This window comes from Erythrobacter sp. SN6-5, assembly GCF_057364945.1.
Window position 1 is genome coordinate 196,707 of sequence record NZ_CP200282.1, and the last position, 21,645, is coordinate 218,351.

At 59.9% G+C, this 21,645-nt stretch carries 11 protein-coding genes and 7 pseudogenes; 9 read left to right on the forward strand and 9 right to left on the reverse strand.

The features are described 5' to 3' along the window. Window position 1: 1 nt before the first annotated feature. On the reverse strand, window positions 2-421 hold the full coding sequence (locus AC0V6Z_RS00960; RefSeq protein WP_472639576.1) for a DUF1761 domain-containing protein: 420 nt from the start codon (window positions 419-421) through the stop codon (window positions 2-4). A gap of 149 nt (window positions 422-570) precedes the next feature. Between AC0V6Z_RS00960 and rimO the strand changes: the two are divergent. Beyond that, a pseudogene (rimO, locus tag AC0V6Z_RS00965) lies at window positions 571-1,966 on the forward strand (30S ribosomal protein S12 methylthiotransferase RimO). Window positions 1,967-1,976: 10 nt separating this feature from the next. Here the strand turns inward: rimO and AC0V6Z_RS00970 are convergent. Beyond that, window positions 1,977-2,459 (reverse strand): hypothetical protein, encoded by a 483-nt coding sequence (locus AC0V6Z_RS00970; protein ID WP_486176422.1) that lies wholly within the window; start codon window positions 2,457-2,459, stop codon window positions 1,977-1,979. A 332-nt stretch (window positions 2,460-2,791) separates the two neighbouring features. Between AC0V6Z_RS00970 and AC0V6Z_RS00975 the strand changes: the two genes are divergently transcribed. Further along, entirely contained in the window at window positions 2,792-3,589 is a 798-nt protein-coding gene (locus tag AC0V6Z_RS00975) for a transglutaminase-like domain-containing protein (protein WP_472639578.1), read from the forward strand. 123 nt (window positions 3,590-3,712) lie between these two features. Here the strand turns inward: AC0V6Z_RS00975 and AC0V6Z_RS00980 are convergent, their stop codons facing one another. Continuing rightward, on the reverse strand, window positions 3,713-4,732 hold the full coding sequence (locus tag AC0V6Z_RS00980) for a LacI family DNA-binding transcriptional regulator (RefSeq protein WP_472639579.1): 1,020 nt from the start codon (window positions 4,730-4,732) through the stop codon (window positions 3,713-3,715). Window positions 4,733-4,872: 140 nt separating this feature from the next. On the opposite strand from AC0V6Z_RS00980, the pseudogene zwf reads away from it, so the two are divergent. From zwf to AC0V6Z_RS01005, 5 genes and pseudogenes are all read left to right on the forward strand, one after another. After that, window positions 4,873-6,331, forward strand: a pseudogene (gene zwf / locus AC0V6Z_RS00985) (glucose-6-phosphate dehydrogenase). Continuing rightward, window positions 6,324-8,133 (forward strand): annotated as a pseudogene (edd, locus tag AC0V6Z_RS00990) (phosphogluconate dehydratase). Before zwf ends, edd begins: the two co-directional pseudogenes overlap by 8 nt. A 3-nt stretch (window positions 8,134-8,136) precedes the next feature. Then, window positions 8,137-9,118, forward strand: a pseudogene (gene glk, locus AC0V6Z_RS00995) (glucokinase). Continuing rightward, window positions 9,115-11,905, forward strand: a pseudogene (locus AC0V6Z_RS01000) (phosphoenolpyruvate carboxylase). Before glk ends, AC0V6Z_RS01000 begins: the two co-directional pseudogenes overlap by 4 nt. Before the next feature lie 143 nt (window positions 11,906-12,048). Then, entirely contained in the window at window positions 12,049-12,903 is an 855-nt protein-coding gene (locus AC0V6Z_RS01005) for a L,D-transpeptidase family protein (protein WP_472639580.1), read from the forward strand. Window positions 12,904-12,942: 39 nt separating this feature from the next. Here the strand turns inward: AC0V6Z_RS01005 and tilS are convergent, their stop codons facing one another. The 5 genes and pseudogenes from tilS to AC0V6Z_RS01030 form a co-directional block, all read right to left on the reverse strand. Then, window positions 12,943-13,911, reverse strand: a complete 969-nt coding sequence (tilS, locus tag AC0V6Z_RS01010; protein WP_472639581.1) for a tRNA lysidine(34) synthetase TilS — start codon at window positions 13,909-13,911, stop codon at window positions 12,943-12,945. 43 nt (window positions 13,912-13,954) lie between these two features. Continuing rightward, on the reverse strand, window positions 13,955-14,926 hold the full coding sequence (locus AC0V6Z_RS01015) for a tetratricopeptide repeat protein (RefSeq protein ID WP_472639582.1): 972 nt from the start codon (window positions 14,924-14,926) through the stop codon (window positions 13,955-13,957). 289 nt (window positions 14,927-15,215) lie between these two features. Next, a complete protein-coding gene (locus AC0V6Z_RS01020; RefSeq protein WP_472639583.1) occupies window positions 15,216-16,046 on the reverse strand; it encodes a helix-turn-helix domain-containing protein in 831 nt (276 codons plus the stop codon). 177 nt (window positions 16,047-16,223) lie between these two features. After that, window positions 16,224-18,495 (reverse strand): annotated as a pseudogene (gene ptsP, locus AC0V6Z_RS01025) (phosphoenolpyruvate--protein phosphotransferase). A gap of 120 nt (window positions 18,496-18,615) precedes the next feature. Beyond that, window positions 18,616-18,783, reverse strand: a complete 168-nt coding sequence (locus AC0V6Z_RS01030) for a YdcH family protein (protein ID WP_472639584.1) — start codon at window positions 18,781-18,783, stop codon at window positions 18,616-18,618. 317 nt (window positions 18,784-19,100) lie between these two features. Between AC0V6Z_RS01030 and AC0V6Z_RS01035 the strand changes: the two genes are divergently transcribed. Both AC0V6Z_RS01035 and AC0V6Z_RS01040 read left to right on the forward strand, forming a co-directional pair. Then, window positions 19,101-19,310: a YdcH family protein gene (locus tag AC0V6Z_RS01035; protein WP_472639585.1), complete on the forward strand. Its 210-nt coding sequence runs from the start codon at window positions 19,101-19,103 to the stop codon at window positions 19,308-19,310. Window positions 19,311-19,440: 130 nt separating this feature from the next. After that, complete coding sequence (locus tag AC0V6Z_RS01040) at window positions 19,441-19,902, forward strand: DUF1465 family protein (RefSeq protein ID WP_472639586.1); 462 nt, start codon at window positions 19,441-19,443, stop codon at window positions 19,900-19,902. Window positions 19,903-20,015: 113 nt separating this feature from the next. Here the strand turns inward: AC0V6Z_RS01040 and glpK are convergent. Continuing rightward, window positions 20,016-21,486, reverse strand: a pseudogene (glpK, locus tag AC0V6Z_RS01045) (glycerol kinase GlpK). Window positions 21,487-21,645 lie beyond the last annotated feature (159 nt).

Here is a 21,645-nt window from a genome sequence, read left to right on the forward strand (position 1 = left end):
GCTATGGCAGATAAGCGTGAACGAAGCCCATCGCGGTGTAGAACAGCAGCCAGTAACCTGCATCAATGAAGAACAGCGCTTTGCCCTTTTGCGAGAACAGGTAGGCCGTGCCCAGAGCCGGCACGATAAAGCCCAGCGCAACGCCAAATGCGGTCATCACCTTAGCCTTCACAGATAGATCTGCATCCAGCAATTCGTAGCTGTGAAAGGTGTGTGCGAGAGCCCAGCTGGCGAGCAGTGAGAACGCAAATGCTCCGCCATAGATCAGACCCATATTGCCTTCTTTGATCTGTTCTTCGGTCAGGCCGACAGCGCCCATCCATTTCTTGCCCATGACCGGTCCGTACCAAATGCCGCCCACCACAAATCCGGCGAGCGCGGCCAGAAAAACGGCCAGCCAATTCACATCAAACAGGTTCATAATTACCTCTCCATCTTCTCGAAGGCCGCTCCACCCGCGCCCTCCACCCTTCCACCCGGATTGTACCGGAAACTGCTCCGGGTGGAAGGGTGGAGGGTGCGGGTGGCTATGGCACTGTTAGGAGAACGAGTGTAGGGGCGCGGCCAGATATGACGACAAACACATCAACCACCGCTTTGCCCGACCAAAAGAAGGTCGGCATGGTCTCGCTCGGCTGCCCTAAGGCGCTGGTCGATTCCGAACGCATCCTCACGCGGCTGCGCGCCGATGGCTATGCCATGTCGCCCGATTATGCCGGGGCCGACGTGGTACTGGTCAACACTTGCGGGTTCCTGGACAGCGCGAAGGAAGAAAGCCTGGCCGCGATTGGCGAGGCGATCAATGAGAATGGCCGCGTTATCGTGACCGGCTGTATGGGCGAGGAAGCCGACGCCATTCGCGCCGCGCACCCGCAAGTTCTGGCGGTCACTGGCGCGCATCAATACGAGCAGGTGGTGGAGGCCGTGCACGAGCATGCCCCGCCCAGCCAAGGGCCGTTTATCGACCTGATCCCGCAGCCGTCTGAGCACGACATCAAGCTGACCCCGCGCCATTACAGCTATCTCAAGATCTCTGAGGGCTGCAACCATTCCTGCGCATTCTGCATCATCCCGGATCTGCGCGGGAAACTCGCCAGTCGCCGGATTGACGCGGTGCTGCGCGAGGCGGAAAAACTGGTTGCCGCCGGTACAAACGAGCTGCTGGTGATCAGCCAGGATACGAGCGCTTACGGGGTCGATACCCGCCACGAAACCAAGCCCTGGAAGGGCCGCGAGCCGCGCGCGCATATGACAGACCTCGCCCGCGAGCTGGGCCAATTGCGCACGCAGTCGGGCCAAACGCCTTGGGTGCGCCTGCACTATGTCTATCCCTATCCGCATGTCGACAAGGTCATCCCGCTGATGGCCGAAGGCTTGCTGACGCCCTATCTCGACATTCCGTTTCAGCACGCTTCGCCCTCGGTTCTGAAACGCATGAAACGGCCCGCGAACGAGGCCAAAGTGCTGGAGCGGCTGCGCAATTGGCGCGATATCTGCCCCGATATTGCAATCCGATCGAGCTTCGTCGTCGGTTTCCCCGGCGAGACTGAAGACGACTTCAAATATCTGATCGATTGGCTGGAGGAGGCTCAGCTCGACCGCGTCGGCGCCTTCCGGTTTGAGCCGGTCGAGGGTGCGCAGGCCAATGCCCTGCCCGATCCCGTGCCAGAGGCGATCAAGGAAGAACGCTATACCCGGCTGATGGAAGTGACCGAGAGGATCAGCGCAGCCAAGCTAGCCTGGCAAAGTCGGCCGCGCCTTGCCGGTGATCATCGACGAGGTCGGAGAGCCGGATGAGGACGGTGATATTGGAGCGAGCGGACGATCTCAGGCCGATGCGCCTGAAATCGACGGCCAAGTGCATTTGCGCAATGTCCCAGCTGATGTGACGCAAGGCGACATTGTCACCGCTGTCATCGAAGAGGCCGATGCGCATGATCTGTTTGGCGTGATCGCCGAGCCTTAGGGCCAGACATCTAATTCTGGCTCGAGCCCCAGAGATAGAGACCGCCGATGATCAGCGAGATTATGAACAGCTGCTTCCAATAGGAACCAACGATCCCCGCAGGGATAAGCGGCACGAGATAAAGCGGCCATCCCTCCAGCTCTGAGTTATCCGAGAGATAGCCGAGCGTCAGCAGGTAAGTGACGCCAAAGAACACGTAATTGCCCGCAGTCCATTGCTTGGCCGTGCTGTGGGCGGCGGCCTGTTGCCGCGCCTTGGCAGGCTTTGCCCCGCGCTTCGTTGGCGCAGAGCCGCGCGCGGGCGATGGGTCCGTCACCGTTCCGGCGCCATGGCAATTCCAGCACGTGATCGTGTCGCGGTCACCAGTTCCGCTACCTCCGCATCCCATGCAAGCCTGGTTCATATGGCTGCCCTGGCCCGATCCGCCACAACTCGCACAATTGCGATAGCCATTGTCGATCTGGCCACCAGAGCAATATGGACAAACAGCCAACGCACCCTCCCCCTGACTTCAAGAATCGCGTGACACCAAGCTAGCGCACCAATCTTGAAACGAAAGAGGGATTCGATGCCTGTCGGGCCAAGACCATTCTGTGACACGTCATTAGACGAGCTTTACACGATCGCGATTGGCCCAATGGCAAAACAGTGGGTCGTGATGGAACATTTGCCCTCTCCGGACAAAACGGCCACTGGTTGTGGCTGCTGGGCGCGGGCTAGAAGCAGAGGCGAGCTGGCTGAATATCCCAGACGGGACAATTGGACCTGAAAGAGCGCAAGAAGCGCATATTTGAGGACAATGTGCCTGCCAAATTTGAGTGACCTATGCCCCTCGACATCCATGCGACCTTCACTTTCGAATTCGATGGGCCGGGCGATGCCTTGCTGCAGTTTGAGGTTGCGGAACTGCCCAGCCAGCGGATTCTCTCGCAGAACCTCGAACTGACAGACGAAGCAGCGAGCACTAAAGTGCCAGCGCATGATGGGATTGGCACACGCATTTGGGTGAGCAGCACTGGTCAGTCCGAGACCACATATCGCGCTAAGGTGGAGACGCAGCGTCCGCCGATAGAGCTGGCTACCCTGCCCCAGCTGGCCGTGAGGTCCATCACTGGAGAGGCGGCGCAATATCTGTTCGATTCGCGCTATTGCTCGGTCGGTCCGTTTCAAAACTTCGTCGAGGCGGAATTTTCCGGCACATCAGGTGGTACTCGGATTGCCGCAATTTCAAGCTGGTTGGCGGACAATATGCAATATGAGCCGGGAACAAGCGGCGAGCAAACCACCGCCACTGACAGCTTTGTCGCGCGCCAAGGGGTGTGCCGTGACTATGCCCATGTCCTGATCGCGCTGGCGCGGGCGTCGCAGATTCCTGCGCGCTATGTCGCCTGCTATGGCCCCGACGTAAGCCCGCAGGATTTTCACGCAGTGGCCGAAGTGTTTCTCGCCGATCCTGATCATCCGGAACACGGAGCATGGCACTTGGTAGATGCGACCGGGATGGCGAAACCGTCGGAGCTCGCAATTATCGGGGTCGGGCGCGATGCGGCAGATGTGAGTTTCCTCACAACGTTTGGTCCAGCGCGTTTTCTATCATCCAAGGTCGAGGTGAAGCGGGCTTAGTTTTGGGAACCGTGCCACCCGCTCCCTCCGCCCTTCCACCCGGATAGTATCCCGGTAGGCTCCGGGTGGAAGGGCGGAGGGAGCGGGTGGCTGCGGCTAAGGTCCAATAAAACGACAACCCAATCAAGAACTCCCGCGCTTCAGCAGCTTCACCGGCACGCGGCGTATCCCGGAATGCGGCCCGCCAGAGGTCACAGCCTCGACCAGCAAACGCCCCGCCTGATCCAAATCCGGTTCGATCGTACTGAGCGTCGGGCTGGACAGCTCACCCGCTTGCAATCCATCAAACCCGATCAGCTTGATCTCTTCCGGCATTTTGCGACCTGCCGCGTTCAGCGCCTCCAGCACGCCAAAGGCCAGCGCATCGCACACCGCGAATACACCATCCGCTGCAAAGCCATCGGCCAGCATTCGCTCCGCCGCCGCGCGCCCTTGGTCATGGCGGTCGTCTTCATCGCCGATTTCAACCAAATGCGCCTCTAGGCCAAGTTCTCTTGCACGAGCCAGAAAAGTATCCGCACGCTCTGCAAACTGCCGCTGTGTGCCGCCGCGCGAGCCGATACAGGCCAGTTTCGTACAGCCTTGCTCGGCCAGATGCTCTGCCGCCATGCGCGCGCCCGCATCATTGTCAGACGAGACCCAGTCGAGATCTCCCAGCGGAGAACCCCAATAGGCGACCAGCTCGCTGGTCTCGCCAATCCCGCGAAAGTACTCCCAAGCCGGACGGTTCAGAGTGGTGCCGATCACGATCAATCCCTCGGCCTGGCCGCGCTCCACGTAGTGACCAAACAGCTTGTCCTCATCGCCTTGCAGCGAAACGAGCACTTCCAGCCCGCGCTCGGCGGCCGCAGCGCAGACCCCGCCTAATAGCGCATAGGAAAACGGGTTCACATCGCGGGCATTGCCGCCCGGCTTGGTGATCACTACCGCTGCCAAAGTTCCGGTGTGCCCGCGCCTTAGCCGCGCGGCGCGCTCGTCAACGAAATAGCCGAGCTCGCTTGCGACCTCCAGCACGCGGCTGCGCGTGGCCTCGCTGATCACAGCCGAGCCGGATAGCGCGCGCGACACCGTCGACTGGCTCACGCCCGCCCGCTCTGCAACGTCAAAACTGGTAACCCGCGATTGTCTGCGCGCAGGATCCATCTTTCCCTCCCGATTAGCCTTGCTGGGCAATCTAGCTAGCCTAGCTGAATAGCTATGCGAACCTATGGCCCAGCAATGCGCTTCGCGCTAGAACCCAATCGCCGCAATCCATAGCTGCGGCGCGCGGGAGAATTAAACGCATGCCTGAACCCAAGCTCTCTGCTGATCGATTGCTCTTGTTTGGAGCGACCGGCGATTTGTCGCGCAGAATGCTGTTGCCGAGCCTTTGTGCATTGGATGCAGACGGGCTGCTCTCGCCTGATCTGAAGATCATCGGCACCGCGCGCAGTAACATGGACGATGCGGAATTTCGCAATTTGGCGCGCGAGGCGCTGGAAACCTATCTGCCTGACGAACGGCGCGGCGGAATGGCAGCATTCCTCAATCGTCTGTCTTATCAGGCACTTGATGCCAGCACGCTCGACGGGTTTGACGCGCTTGCGGACAAAGTGAACGAGGCCGAGCCCGAGCGATTCCGGCATGGCGATTTTCCTCTCAACCGCGCCCAGCCTGTTTGGCCCAACGATTGCTGGCCTGAAACACGCGGGGCTGACTGGTGACAATGTCCGCATGTGCCTGGAAAAGCCACTCGGGACTGATCTGGCGAGTAGCTGCGTCATCAATGACGCGGTCGCCGATGCATTCCCGGAAGACCGGATTTTCCGGATCGACCATTATCTCGGCAAGGAGACGGTGCAGAACCTGCTCGCCCTGCGCTTTGCTAATATTCTGTTCGAGCCGATCTGGAACTCGAACTATATCGACCATGTGCAGATCACGGTTGCCGAAACCGTTGGTTTGGAAGGCCGCGTTGCCTTTTATAACGATGCCGGGGCGCTGCGCGATATGGTTCAAAACCACATGCTGCAATTACTGGCACTGGTGGCGATGGAGCCGCCGACCAGCTTTGATGCAACCGCAGTGCGCGATGAAAAGGTAAAGGTGCTACGCGCCTTGCGCGAGGTTCAGGCCACCGAAACGGTGACGGGGCAGTATCGCGCTGGTGCTATCGGCGGCGAAGCCGTCCCTGGCTATGACGAAGAGCTGGGCAAGCACTCTGACACCGAGACATTTACTGCGATCAAGGCGCATGTCGACAATTGGCGCTGGAAGGGCGTGCCCTTTTATCTGCGCACCGGCAAACGCCTGCCCGAACGCGTGACCGAAATTGTCGTCAAATTCCGCTGCGTTCCGCACTCCATCTTTGAAGGCATGGGTGCAAGCATGCTGCCCAACCGGCTGGTGATCGGCATTCAGCCGGAAGAGAACATCTCGCTGTCTCTGATGGCGAAAGTGCCCGGTCTGGGCCAAGACGGCATTTCCCTACGCGAAGTGCCGCTCGACATTGCCATGCCCGATGCCTTTGTCGGCCAACACCGGCGGATCGCTTACGAGCGCCTGCTGCTCGATCTCATTCAAGGTGAGCAGACATTGTTTGTGCGCCGCGACGAGGTGGAGGCGCAGTGGCAATGGGTTGATCAAGTCCGCAGCGCTTGGGAAGCCGCCGGGGTCAAGCCGCAGACCTACACCTCGGGCAGCTGGGGGCCGAGCAGCGCCATTGCCCTAACCGAACGCGATGGGGTGACCTGGCATGAGTAATCTCAACGATGTGATCCACCGGGTGACTGAGCGGGTGATTGAAAATTCACGCGCTAGCCGCTCCACCTATCTGGAGCTGATTAAGCGCGAGGGCGATCGCCGCCCTGAGCACAAGGATGTGGCGTGTTCCAACCTCGCCCACGCCTTTGCCGGCGCGCTGGAAGACCAAGACGCGATGAAGGGCGGGCGCGGCCCGAATGTCGGCATTGTCTCCGCCTATAACGACATGCTGTCCGCGCATCAGCCCTATGGCCGCTATCCCGACCGGCTGAAGATCTACGCCCGCGAGGTCGGCGCCACTGCACAGGTCGCTGGCGGCACGCCCGCCATGTGTGACGGAGTGACGCAGGGCGAGGATGGGATGGAGCTGTCGCTGTTCAGCCGCGATGTGATCGCAATGTCGACCGGCGTCGCCCTGTCGCACCAGATGTATGATGGGATCGCCTGCCTGGGCATTTGCGACAAGATCGTGCCCGGCCTGATGATCGGCGCATTGCGCTTTGGCCATTTACCCGCAATTTTTGTGCCCTCCGGCCCGATGCCATCGGGCATTTCCAACAAGCAGAAACAGGAAACCCGCCAGCTCTATGCCGAGGGCAAGGTTGACCGGGACGCCCTGCTTGAAAGCGAACTTGGCAGCTACCATTCGCCCGGCACCTGCACCTTCTATGGCACGGCCAATTCCAACCAGATGATGATGGAGATGATGGGGCTGCATGTGCCCGGCTCTGCCTTCGTCACGCCTGGCACGAAATTGCGCCAGGAGCTGGACCGTGCAGCCATGCACCGATTGGCCGAGCTTTCCGGCACGGCCGAACGCACACTGGCGCAAGTGGTCGATGAAAAGGCGATAATCAACGCGGCGATTGGTCTGCTCGCCACCGGCGGATCGACCAATCACGCGATCCATATTCCGGCGATGGCGCGGGCCGCTCGGCGTCATTTTTGACTGGGATGATCTGGCCGAGCTTTCCAGCGTCGTGCCCTTGGTTGCCCGTGTCTATCCCAATGGTTCCGGCGATGTGAACCAGTTCCATGCGGCGGGCGGCATGGCCTATGTCGCGCGCACTCTGCTGGAAGCCGGATTGTGTCACGGCGATATATTGACCATGTGGGACGGCGGATTTTCGGCCTACACTGCGGAGCCTGTGCTGGATGCCGAGCAGAAGCTGAGCTGGGTCGACGTGCCCGAAAGCCGTGATCTCGACATGCTGCGACCGGCCAGCGATCCTGTACAGCCCGATGGCGGAATGAGGCTGCTGACCGGTAATTTGGGCCGCGCGTGCTTCAAGTCCTCTGCGGTTGAGCGCGAACGCTGGACCGTCACGGCGCCCGCGCGCATTTTCGAAACGCAGGCTGACGTGGTCGCCGCGTTCAAGGCTGGCGAGCTCGACCGGGATGTTGTGGTCATCGTTAGGTTCCAGGGGCCGCGCGCCAATGGCATGCCAGAACTTCATGCGCTCACCCCTTCGCTCACCGTGCTGCAAAATCGCGGCCATAAGGTCGCATTGGTCACCGATGGCCGGATGTCCGGCGCGAGCGGGAAAGTGCCCGCCGCGATCCACATCACGCCAGAGGCCAAGGGCGGCGGGCCGCTTGCCCATTTGCAAGATGGCGATGTGATTACCGTTTGCGCGGAGACCGGAGAGCTGTCGACCACCGCCGATCTATCGGCGCGCAAACCCGCCGCTGACCCGGCGCAGGAACAAGGCGTGGGCCGCGAGCTGTTCCGCATGTTGCAAAACCAGGCCGACGGGGCGGAGCAAGGCGCCTCCGCCATGCTCGCCGCGGCGGGGCTGTAAAGCATGAGCAGCACGGATATCGTCGCGGTTGATATTGGCGGCACGCATGCCCGCTTTGCCATCGCCAGCGTTTCAGCAAATGGCGCAATCGCACTGGGTAATCCGACCACGCTTCACACAGAGGACCATGTCAGCTTCCAAACCGCTTGGGAGGATTACCGTGATCGTTCTGGCGGCACTCTGCCCCAGAATGTTGCGCTGGCGATTGCTGGACCGATCACTGGCGAGGTGATCCGCTTCACCAACAACCCCTGGATCATCCGCCCTGCCCTGGTGAATGAGAAACTGGGCACCATCCGGCATACGATCGTCAATGATTTTGAAGCGGTCGCCTATGCAGTCGCGCGCCTGCCAGAGGAGCACTTTGTGCACTTGACTGGCCCGGAACAGCCGCTCGCCGCTACCGGCACACTGAGCGTGATCGGCCCTGGCACGGGTCTGGGCGTCGCCCATCTTTGGCGCGGGGCGAATGGGGAATTTCGCGTGCAGGCGACCGAGGGCGGTCACCTCGATTTCGCTCCAGTGGATGCTATTGAAGACGCGATCCTTGCCCGGCTGCGCAAACGCCACAATCGCGTATCGGTGGAGCGGATCGTCTCTGGCCCCGGCATTGTCGACATCTACCAAACGCTTGCCGCACTGGAGAACCGCACAATCGCCGAATGCGATGATATCGAAATCTGGACCAAGGGCACGTCTGGCGAAGACAGTCTTGCCGCCGCCGCTGTTGACCGCTTTTGTATGGCACTGGGCAGTGTGGCTAGGCGATATCGCGCTTGCCCAAGGCGGCTTTGACGGCGTCGTAATCGCGGGCGGACTTGGCTACCGGATTCGCGAAACGCTCGCTTCCTCTGGCTTTGCTGGCAGGTTCCGTCACAAGGGACGCTATCAAGAATTGATGGCCAGCATACCAGTCAAAATCGTCAGCCATCCGCAACCTGGCCTGCTCGGCGCAGCAACCGCATTTGCAAGAGAACATCTGTGAACACCAAGCCTTTGAAATCCGTTACTGATCTGCATGCCCGACTAAGCGATCTGCACCAGCAGACGCGCGAGACGCCGCTGTTCAATCCTGTGTTTCAGCTGGGGCTGGACCTCTCGCGCGCGCTCGAAGGCGGCAATGCCAATCTCGACGAGCTGGAGGCGATGGTGGCTGAGCTGGAATGCGCCAGCCTGCAATCGCGCGCCTCGCGCCTGCGCCGTCTGGTCTCGCCCGTTTCGAATGAGGCGAACCGCGATGCGCTGAACGCCAGCCTCTTAGGCGCGAGCGATTTTGCTAAGCTGCGAGCGCGCTGGGAGAACCCCAGCTTACACGCGGTGTTCACCGCGCACCCCACTTTCCTGCTGACGCCAGAGCAATCAGATGCGGTTGCCACCGCAGCCGGCAGCGACGGCGTTATCGGCAAAGAGGTGTGCGTCACCGGGACAGAGCGCCCGGCGATCACCCTGCAATATGAGCACGGACGCGCAATGCGAGCCATCGGCCATGCTCAGGATGCGCGCGATGCCATCGTCGGTGATGTGCTGAGCCATGCTCAGGCGAATTGGCCCGACCAGTGGCAAGAACTGGCCCCCGTACCGTTCCGCTTCGCCACCTGGGTCGGATATGACATGGATGGGCGGACCGACATCAAATGGTACACCTCCATCGGCTTCCGCTTGGCAGAAAAGGCGGAACGCCTGGGCCGCTATGCCGATAGCCTCGCCGCGATTGACGGCGAACACAGCCTGATCAAGACCCTGCGAGATGCCCAAAGCCATGCGGCCCTCAGCGCGCGCGAATTTACCAGCGATCTTAGCTCGCCCGAGGCGCTTTCGCTCGCCGCGAACCGGCTCACCGCTGACAATCCAGCCAAGCTGCTGTCGCTCAAGCCCTTGATTGCACAGCTGGAAGACGAGGCGAGCGCAGCGGAGGCCGCGCGCGCAGTTGCGCTGAAGACGCTGGCTGCGGCCATGCGCGCCGATGGCCTTGGCATGGCGCATGTGCATTTCCGCGTGAATGCGAAGCAGCTTCACAACGGCATCCGCCGCCGGATCGATCCGGACAACACGCTCGATCTCGCCAGCAAGGGCGCGATGGCAACCCTGCGCAAGCTGCTGGGCGAGGTGAAGCCGCTGCGCACCAATTTCGCTTCGCTCGCGATCGAAAGCTCCACTGCGATCCGGCAATTCCTAGCGATGGCGCAAATCCTGGGTTCTGTGGACGCGGACACACCGATCCGCATGCTGATCGCGGAATGCGAACAGCCATCGACCATTCTTGCTGCGCTCTATTTCTCAAAGCTGTTCGGGATCGAGGATAAGGTAGACGTATCGCCTTTGTTCGAAACCGAAAGCGCGCTGGAACACGGCGGACGTTTCCTAGAGGCGCTGTGCGCTGAGCCAGAATATCAGGCCTATACCCGCACGCGAGGCAGAGTGTGCATTCAAACTGGCTTTTCCGATGCGGGCCGGTTTGTGGGTCAAATCCCTGCCAGTCTCGCAATCGAGCGCCTGCAAGGGCGCATGGCACAAGCCATGGCGAAGAACGGCCTGAATGATGTCTCGGCGCTCATCTTCAACACACACGGCGAAAGCATGGGCCGCGGCGCGCACCCCAGCGGCTTTGATGACCGGCTTGCGTGGCCGCTAAGCCCGTGGGCCCGCAGCCGCTTTTCGGACAAAGACATCGTGCTGGAGCCTGAAGTCAGCTTCCAGGGCGGCGATGGCTATATGTTCTTCGCCACACCAGAGCTGGCCCGAGCGACCCTGACCCGGATTGCGACCGCACCGCTCAATGATCCGGCGGCGGCAGAGGATCCGTTCTACAGCCGTACGGACATCAGCCTCGATTTCTACCGCGCCATCCGCGCGAACCAGCGTCAGCACCTGCGCAGCCAGACCTATTCGCGCGCGGTCACCGCGTTCGGCTTGGGCCTACTCAATTCCACCGGCAGCCGCGTTTCACGGCGTCAGTCTGACCTGTCGGCGGATCGCGACATGTCGCTGCGCCAGATCCGCGCGATCCCGCACAATTCGATCCTGCAACAACTCGGCTATCCGGTGAATATCATTTCCGGCATCGGCAGTGCGGCGGATGGCAATTATGAAGAGCTAGCCGCTCTGATCAAAGAGAGCCCACGCGGGCGCCAATTGATCCGCTTGGCGCGTGCATCCAATGCGCTGGCCAGCATCAAAACTGTCGCCGCCCACGGCGAATTGTTCAATTCCGCCTATTGGGCGAGCCGACCCTATCGCGGCACGGAAAGCCATCTGTCCGCCGCGTGCGAGACCTTGGCCGAATATCTCACCAAAGATGACCGTACCGGGGTGTTCCGTGCGGCTCGCCTCGCGCTTGCGCGTCGACGCGCTCAAATTCCATCGCTTGCTCGATCTGATCCCAGACGAAGCGCCGCTGGAAGACCGCGAGAACACCCGCCGCACCATTGGCGCTGCTCAGGCGCTGCGCCTCGCGCTAATGCAGCATATTTTCCTACGCGCCGTTTCAATCCCGGCCTTTAGCCGCGCGAACGATATTAGCCGCGACGATGTGCTGGAGATGGTGTTCAGCCTCAGGATTGAAGACGCACTGGCGCAGCTCCGCCGTGCTTTCCCAACCTCATTCCCTCAGCCAGAGGATTTCGCCGTTGATGCAGCGAGCGATTATCCCGACGGGGACAATGAAGGTTACGCGCAGATTGGCCGTGATTACATCGATCCAATCGAGCGAGCTTACGATCTGATGCTGAGGTTGACGACGGCCATTGCCAACGAATTTGGCGCTCATGGGTGAGCCGTTAGAGCGGGACGAGTAGAAGCAAAAATCAGCTAACGAACGGCCTGATGTTAACATTTTCACATGGGGATCGTCTCGCGAAGGGACGCACAAGCGTTAGCCACTAGCGACTCACGAGATTTTACGGCATAAAGCGCGATATGTTAAAAATCATCAAATCTGCCCGCATTGCTGCCGCGGTCACCCTCGTCTCCCTGGCTGGTACATCAAGCCTAGCCGATGATCAGATTGCTGCCGCTGACGCGGCGGAGGCTGCAGAGCAAGTTGCCGATGCCGCTGCTCAAGAGGCAATTCGTCCAATCGACCCAACGACCGGCGGCGAAACCCTGGTGGTCGATCCAAGCCTGCCCACTCCATATGATGCAGAGGCCGCTGCGATTGCCGCCGGCCTGCCACCGATTGACGAGGTGGCACCTGAACTGCCGGTGCTCACGCCCCGCGCTGCTGGCCGGGAAGCCGGCGTGACTGCTGCCCGAACGATCTCACGCGAGGTGATCCAAGACGTACCTCCACCGCCGCCAGAGCCAGACGATCCATTCGTCGTCAACTCGATCCTGCCGATCGAAGGCAAGATTAGGTATGGCGAGTGGTTCTGGGACGAAAGCAATGCGCCCAAGACGGGAAAGCTGGTAATCACAGTTGATCTTGATGCCCGCGTGATCAGCGCATTTCGCGATGGCCACGAAATCGGCACCGCTGTCGCTCTGCTCGGTACAAAATCTCATCCGACCCCGCTCGGCACGTTCCCAATCCTGACGAAGGAAAAGGACAATGTGTCTGAGAAGTATAACAATGCGCCGATGCCTTACACGCTGCGCCTGACCTGGGATGGAATAGCCATTCATGGCTCACCAGTGCTCAACGGCTATGCCAGCCACGGCTGTGTCGGTGTGCCAGAGGAATTCGCAGCCAAACTGTTCGCTATCGCGAAGCGCGGCGACAAGGTTGTGATCACACGCGGCCAGATGATCGGCGTGGGGGACGCAATCATCTGATCCGCTGATGCGGTGTGCGCATTCCGCGCCGAGTGCTGCTTAATGCATCGCTCTGGGCGGTTCGGGGGCGAACCGCCACACCCGCATCATCATCCCCAAGTTCTCGATTTTTTCCGTTCCTGGCGTAATCAGCACGCCGGATAGTGAGGCATTTTCGCCCTCCCACAGGCGGTTGAACGCGCGGCCCGCTTCGCTGCGGCTCGCATTTCCACCCAGAGCAGCGATGATACGAATGATCGTCTCAATCGAAATCGCGCGTGGGACATTGGCGTAATATTTGTATTCGGGTGCGCCGCCGCTGCCCTCTTCTCGGTAAACCTGAGTTTCCCAATCCTCATCTGCGTACCATTCGATCGCGCGCCAGGCCTCGGTTAGATGCTGCGCGCTATTTGCCAAAGCGCTGGTATCGAGCCAATCAGCCTCTGCGATACGTACGCGCATCCGCGCCCGGTCAAACCGATCATCGCGGTTGGATGGGTCATCAGCGGCGATGATCCCGGCATCCGCTACAATCTGCTCCAGCTCTGCCTTGCGCCAGCTTAACAGCGGGCGCAGCAGCGCGATCTCAGTTTCGGGTAGCCTTGTCGCGGCGCGCACCCCGGCAAGACCGGACAGACCGCTGCCTCTGCCAAGGCGCATCAGCAGCGTTTCCGCCTGATCATCGGCGTGATGGGCAGTTGCAACCGCTCCAAGTTGATATTCTGCGGCCCACTCGGAAAGCGCGGCGTAACGCGCATCGCGCGCTTTAGCCTGCACATTGCCACGGGCAAGCTGGACACTCAGCGCGGTGAAAGGCACGCTGAGTTCTGCGCAAATGCGCTCCACCAATGCCACCTCGCTGGCGGCTTCAGCCCGAAGTCCGTGATTGACGCTGGCGACCGCGATTTCGCCGTCATTCTCGGCTGCGGATGCATGCGCAATCAGCAGCATCGCAAGACTATCTGCTCCACCTGAAACCGCCAAACCAAGCTGACCTTGGCGTTCATCCAGCGGCCACAGCGAGAGCAAATCCTCCCGCCATCGCCCGGTCAGGTCAGATGAGACCGCCCTATCAATTGCAGGTCACTCGCTGGCGATTGCGCTCATATTGGTTGGACAGGCGCCCGCTGGCTAGCGCTGGATAGGTCTCGCCAAACTCCGCCAATGCGATGCAGGCCCGGTTTGTATCATTGAGCGCGATCATCGCCTCTGAGAGATAAAGCAGGCTGTCGGCCGCACGCGGGGCCTGACGATCAGCCTGATAATTGCGTAGGAACCACTTGGCCGCCTCTTCCGGCATATTGTCGTCGAGATAGGCCCGGCCTAGCAAATTTCGGCCATAGGTTACGCGCCAATGCGAGCCATATTGCTCAACAAAACTGTTGAGCTGCTGGCGAGCTTCAGGGAAGTATCCAGCGTTCCACAAGCGAAAGCCATAGGAATATTCATCATCCGCTGGGTCTTCAGTGATCGGCTTTGTGATCGCCTGAACCGCGGCGAGGCGCTCAGCGCTTGGTCCGCTGGCGGCATTGGAGGTGCTATCACCGGCAGACTGGCTGCCCGTATCGGATGCACCATCGCTCATCGCGCTAAGATTGCTGTCCGATGCGCCAACGTCGGGTCCCGTGTCGATGCTCGGCACAGGAATGCTGCTCGATTCAAGCGCGGTCACGCGGGCTTCGACTTGACTGATCGAATTGCCATTCTGCTCTGCAAGGGCGGTCAGTTGCTGCAATTGCTGCTCCATCGCATCCAGCCGAGCGAGAATATCAGTCACCGCCGTGGTCGAATTGCTGTTTGCCGGGCGAGCTGTGGTTTCACCGGGCGCAATCTGCGGCTCAAAAAAGCGGCCATCGCCGCCAGGGAAGACATTGCGCTGGAGCGCGCGAATTTCCGCCTCAATCTTGCGCAGGCGCGCCTCAGAATTGTCCTGTGCCATAGCTGGTACAGGCGTGGTTGCGACGACCGCCGCGGCCAAACCAGCGGCGAGCAGTCGCCCTCCGGCCTTGGCGAAAAGAACACGGTTTGAAATGAGTGCGCGCATCTTTGATCTGGCTCCCTCTTTGCAATTGCGGCGCTTTACCAAGCGATTAAGACCCCCCGCCATGGCCAAAAGCCTCCGATCCTGAGGCTCTTACGGCAAGGCGCATGCGTGATTTGACGCAAAGCGCATGAATATAGTCCGAATCTGTGCCGAGGTCATGACGTCAAGTCGAGGGTCATAGGGGCTAAAATCCGTGGGTAAGATGCCCCAATACGCCAAATTGCAGCATGCGCAGCACATTTCCCGCCGCATACCGGCATAATTTTAGTCCAGGATGGCCAAATTCGTCCTACGTGTCTGGGGTCGCGTCTTCGCCAGCCTGCTGCGCGCGGGCAAGCAAAGCATCGGCAGAGATCGCAACATCGCGCATGATAAAATCATCCTCTGCCAATTTGGGCACAGACTTGCCATCAATGGTGATCGCAAAGGCATCAGGTCGCCCGGTCCATATTTGGGGCCCCTGCGCATCAGATGGGATTTCAAACCGTTCGCCGCTGGCCATTTGTTTTTGCAGCAATTGGTTATCGTTAGCGTCGTAGAACTTAACCCAGACGCCTTCTTCCAATGCCGTAAAGACAACCTGCCCGTCGCCGCTCGCCGCGCCCGGCGCGTTAGCGCCATCAACTCCGTCTACGGCGTTTTCGCCACCATCGGCCAAGACGGGCTCATCCCCCACCAGCGGCGCGGGGCCAGCACCAGAACCATAGTAGGACGAATAGAACGTCGCCATTCCGGCAATCAGCAGAACCGCCGCGAAGGCTCCTGCCCATGCAAGGCCAGAAGACGGCAGTTTCGCCGCATCACCCGGCTCCATGCCCAGCGGGACCAATTCGCGCCCAGCCTCTGCCGTACTGAGTTCCGCCCGAACCTGATCCGCGATCTGCGCCTCGTCCAACCCCATCATCCGCGCATAGGTGCGCGAAAAGCCAATCGCATAAGTGCGCGCTGGCAAGGCAGAAAAGTCTCCCGTTTCAATCACTTCCAGATGGCGTTCTGGAATGCGTGTTTCGGCTGTTACCTGCGTGAGCGAGAGACCGCGCTCCTTGCGCGCACGGCGCAATTGTGCGCCCACGCCCTCAAGAGGCAGTTCTTCAACCGCTGTTTCTTGTTCGTTGTCCATGACCCGAACCATACGACCTTTTGTTTGCGGGCCTTTGAACAGACCCTTATTTTTCCCCGAAGGTGCTAAACAGCAGACAATCGTTTGCAGCCTGCGCTGTCAAGCATTCTTGCAGTTCGCCGCAGCATCATTCCGACAGAACGGCGCTGACGCACGCTCAGTTAACGCACGAATACGTCAATCGGTTTCAATATCGCGATCAGCCGCCCAGCGGCTCAACTCATCGCGTAAATTGACGTTGGGGTCCGCCAGCCAGTCATTCATGCTCAGAGTTATGTCTTTAAGATCGACCTTGCGGACCAATTCCTTGATCGGACCAACCGCGGCAGGCGTAATTGAAAGTCGCCGAAAACCGATACCCAGCAGTGCCAAAGCCTCTAACCGGCGACCGCCCATCTCGCCGCATACGCCGAGCGCCACATCCATACCCTCGGTCGATTGGGTGACCCGCCGCAGGAACCGCATGATCGAGGGGCTGAGCCAGTCATAGCGTTCGGCGAGCAAGGGGTTCGCGCGATCCGCAGCAAACAGGAATTGCGTGAGGTCATTTGTGCCGACTGAGAGAAAACTCAGCTTCGGGCAGAGAATATCGAGCACTTCGGCAAGCGCAAGCACCTCCAGCATGGCACCATAATAAATCGCATCCGGGATCAGCTTCTTCTTGGACCGCATAAACGCGAGCTGTTCTTCAAACACACTCTTGGCCGCATCAAATTCCCAAGGCTCTGAGACCATTGGGAACATAACGTATAGCGGACGGCTCGCAGAGGCTTCTAGCAAAGAGCGCGCTTGAACCTTCAGCAGGCCCTCACGCTCCAGCGCCAGGCGCAAGGCGCGCCAACCCATCGCCGGATTCTCGTCATCATTTGCCTGGTTCGACGCAAGGTAAGGCACCGCCTTATCGCCGCCGATATCAACTGTCCGGAAAATCACCGGTTTATCGCCAGCCGCCTCCAGCACATCGCGGTAAAGCTTCGTCTGCCGCTCTCGCTGCGGCAAGGTGGCGGAGACGAGAAATTGAAACTCCGTACGGAACAGGCCCACACCGTCCGCGCCTGTCATGGCCAGCGAGCTCATGTCATCGCGAAGCCCCGCATTCATCATCACTTCGATACGGGAGCCGCAGCGCGTGAAAGGCTCCACATCTCGCAATTCCGCATAGGCGGCCTGCTTCTCACGGGATTTGGAAAAGCGCGCGTCAAATGCCTCGGCCATTTGTGCACTGGGCCTCACCGTCGCATTCGCCTTGTCCGCGTCGAGCAATATCTCATCGCCTTCGCGTATAACTCCGCGCAGGCCAGTCGCACGGCCGAGCACTGGCACGCCCATGGCCCGCGCAACAATCACGACATGCGCGGTGAGCGAGCCCTCCTCCAGGATCACGCCTTTTAAGCGGCGACGATCATATTCGAGCAATTCTGCTGGGCCCAGATTGCGCGCAATCAGGATAGTATCCCGGCGCAGACCCTGGCTGGCTGCCGTACCAAGCTGGCCAGAGACAATTCGCAGCAGCCGGTTGGATAAGTCCTCCAGATCATGCATGCGATCCGCCAACAGGGCGTCATCAATCTCGCGCATGCGCATCCGGGTGCGCTGCTGGACCCGCTCAATCGCGGCCTCAGCCGTCAACCCGCTGTCAATCGCCTCGTTGATGCGGCGCGACCACCCCTCATCATAGGCAAACATTTTGTAGGTCTCGAGCACTTCCTCGTGCTCTCCGCCGACCCCGAATTCCGCTTGACTGGAGAGGTGATCAATCTGCTCGCGCATCTTGTCGAACGCGCGGTAGACCCGTGCCCGTTCGGCCTCAATATCATCGGCCATAACCTGTTCGATCTGAACCCGCGGCTGGTGGTAGACCGCCAGCCCGGAGGCCAGCCCCTTCACCAAAGCCAGGCCGTTCAAGGTCTGCGTTCCGGTCAAACCCTCGGCGAGGCCGCGCGCTTCCTCCTCATCAACCAATTCGGCATTGGCGATCAGTTCAGACAGCACCATTGCCGTGGTCTGCAGAGCCTCGATCTCGATATCTTCGTATCGGCGCGGCTCAACATGTTGGACGCAAAGCACGCCCACGGCCCGTTCCCTGTAAACAATTGGCACATGCGGCAAAGGAGTGGAATTTCTCTTCGCCCGTTTCTGGGCGGTAGAGAAAGTCAGGATGCGCCTTTGCCTCAGCAAGGTTGAGCGTCTCAACCTTGTCAGCGATCGTTCCGGTCAACCCCTCGCCAATGGCCATGCGAGTCACGTGCACCGCTTCTTTGTTCAGACCCTTGGTCGCGAACAATTCCAGCATGCTTTCACGCAGCAAATAGATTGAGCACACCTCGCTGCTGAGAGTGTCGCCAATGATATCGACGACAGAATCGAGCTTGCCTTGCGCGTGCATACGCGAAGCCATCACCTCATGCAGGCGGGTGAGAATTTGACGAGCAGAGGCGGCGGCGGACATCACCGCTCCTAACTAGGCAATGGCGCCTGCAAAAGCAAAGCCGCCACCAAGTGAAATTGCGTTCGTAATGGTGGCTTTGGATGCGGGCGCGGATTTACGTGCTGTGCGACCAGATCGAAGTTAGATGCGCTGAATCTCTTCCTTCAAACGCAATTTGCGCTTTTTTAGCGCTTGAATAGTGGCAGCATCAGGCACGGGCCGGTTCATCTCGTCGCGCAATTGGGCCTCTAGCCCCGCGTGCTTTGTTTCAAGCGCATTGACGTGGGATAATCCTGCAAACGATGCCATAAATGATCTCCATCATGATGAGGTTAAATAAACCCCTGTTGGAGCGACTCGCCTGCGTGCGGACGAACCGCCGAGGGACATAGAACCATAAGATCGCCTGCTTGCAAAGCGGTACATTAAGGCCATTGCGTGGCACGTGGCTGGTATCAGGCAGGCACCCTCGGCAAAGTACTGCTTCTGCAAATTCACAATCATAGTTGGCCGGAGCGCTTCGGGCAGAAGTTTATTTGATAGGCTTATTGGTATCTTTGCGCGGATCGGCATAATGCGCACAAAGACCAATGCATAAGAACCCATAAGAAGAGTGATGCACCCGCATGAATAAGGCTGAACTTGAAAAGCGGCTGACCTTATTGGTGTCGGAGCACCGCGATCTGGACGTCGCGATTGATGCGCTGACAGAGGCGGGGCAGAAGAGCGGCTCGGTCGATCAACTGCAAATCGCGCGGTTGAAGAAACGCAAATTGCGGCTGAAGGATCAGATCGCACTGATTGAAGACCGCCTGCTGCCGGATATCATCGCCTAGACCGCTGCGCAAAAGGCGAGAAAAGCTAGCCGTTTGTGTGTCAGCACGGGACGGTTTATAATTTCGCTCAGATATTCTGGTTACCAAGCTGGCGGCACTTTCGCATCGAGCCTAGCAATCTGGGCCACATATGACCCGCACAACCAATCTCTCTCGCCCGATCATTGAGGCACTCTATTCCGAAGCTCTGGTGCTGGCGGATGATGTCCGCGCAGTGTTTGCACTGGGCGCCAAAGAGCCCGGTATGGGCGAAAATGACGAAGTGCGCCTTGCCCTCTCAATTGAGGGGTTGAAGACCACAACGCGCATGATGCATGTGCTGGCCTGGCTGTTGAATCAGCGCGCCTATTTCTCTGGCGAACTGACAGAGAACCAAGTTCGCCGCCACGGCGAATTGCCCGGTGACCGCGACAGTGATGCAGCGCAATTGGCTAAGCTAGAGCCGGAAACCCGCGAATTGATCGAAGAGACCGTGAAGCTTCATCACCGGATTGCCCGGCTTGACGAGGCATGGCGCAAGGGCTTTGAAGTGGCCTCACCAGCGCGCGCGTTTCAGGACAAGATCGGCCGCGCCTTGGGGCGTTTCGGCTAAGGATTTCTCCGCGCTTCGTGACCACCCGCGCCCTCCACCCTTCCACCCGGACGGTATCACGGTAAGCTCCGGGTGGAAGGGTGGAGGGCGCGGGTGGCTATGGCATCCTAAGACTAAGCCGCCGCCAGTGCCTTCTTCCAACGGGCCAAGCGGTCTTCACGCACATCATCGGACATTGCTAGGCGTAAAACTGTTGAGAGTGCCGCGCATCGCCTGCGCTGCCGTTGAGAGATCGCTGTGCATCCCCGCCCCAGCCGCCGCCAGCATCGCTGCGCCCAGCGCGGTCGTCTCGACGAATTCAGGCCGCTCGACGGTGATGTTCAGCACGTTGGCCAAATCCTGTGCCATCCAGTCATTGGCGCTCATCCCGCCATCGATCCGCAAGGTTCCCCAACCGGTGCCATCCTTGGCAAAGGCCGATGCGAGGTCATGCGTTTGATGCGCCATCGCCTCCAAAGCAGCCCTGGCCAGTTCCGCCTTACCGCTCGCAAAGCTCAACCCAGAAATAAGGCCGCGCGCCTCCGCCCGCCAATGCGGCGCGCCTAGTCCGGCCAGCGCCGGGACAATCGTGACCCCGCCCGTGTCAGAGATACTGCGCGCCAGTTCCTCTGTCTGACTAGCAACGTCCACAATGCCGAGCGAATCCCTCAACCATTGGACCAGCGAGCCAGCCACGAAGACCGAGCCTTCAATCGCATAGGTCCGCTGCCCGCCAATCTGTGTGAGCACAGTCCCAAGCAGGCGGTTTTGCGAGCGCGGAATTTGCGCGCCTTGATTGGTCAGCACAAACGCGCCGGTGCCGTAGGTCGCCTTGGTTTCGCCCGGCGACAGGCAAGCCTGACCAATCGTCGCCGCTTGCTGATCGCCGACCATGCCGGTGATCGGGATTGCCCGACCAAAGATGTCAGGTGACGTCTCAGCCAGGGCGCCAGACATATCGACCACCTCTGGCAAAGCGGATTGCGGCACGCCCAGCAATTCGCACAGCCCCACATCAAATTGCGCACCATCCAGCTCAAGCAGGAGCGTGCGGCTCGCATTGCTGGCATCAGAGATATGGCGTCCCGCTGTCAGCTTAAACGTCAGCCAGCTCTCAATCGTGCCAAAGGCCAAGGTGCCTCTATCCGCTGCACCGCGCACCTCGGGCGAATTGTCCATCAGCCAGCGCATTTTCGTGCCGGAGAAATAAGGGTCGAGCAGCAATCCGGTGCGCTTTTGCACATCCGCCTCATGCCCTTCCGCGCGTAGACCGACGCAAAATGGCTCAGTCCGCCGGTCCTGCCACACAATCGCGCGGGCCAGCGGCTCTCCGGTGTTTTTATCCCAAGCAACCACGGTCTCGCGCTGATTGGTGATGCCGATACAGGCGATGCGCTCTGCCCCGCCCGCTTTCTCGATCACAGCGCGCACGCAGGCCAAGGTTTTGTCCCAAATCTCGGCCGCATCATGCTCAACCCAGCCTGCTTCAGGGTAATGCTGCGTCAGCTCCTCCTGAGCGCTGCCGTGAAATGTACCTGCCGCATCGAACAGCATCGCGCGGGTCGAGGTGGTGCCTTCATCTAGGACAAGGATGTAATCAGACATGGGGTTCCCTCTATTTTTTTGCCTTTCCTAATCGGTCACGCAGCGACCGCAAGGCCGACAGAACTTCGTTGTGTTTTTCTGAGTACCGGAGTAAGCCACCCCCTCCACCCTTCCGCCCGGAATAGTTTCGGATACGAGCCGGGTGGAAGGGTGGAGGGT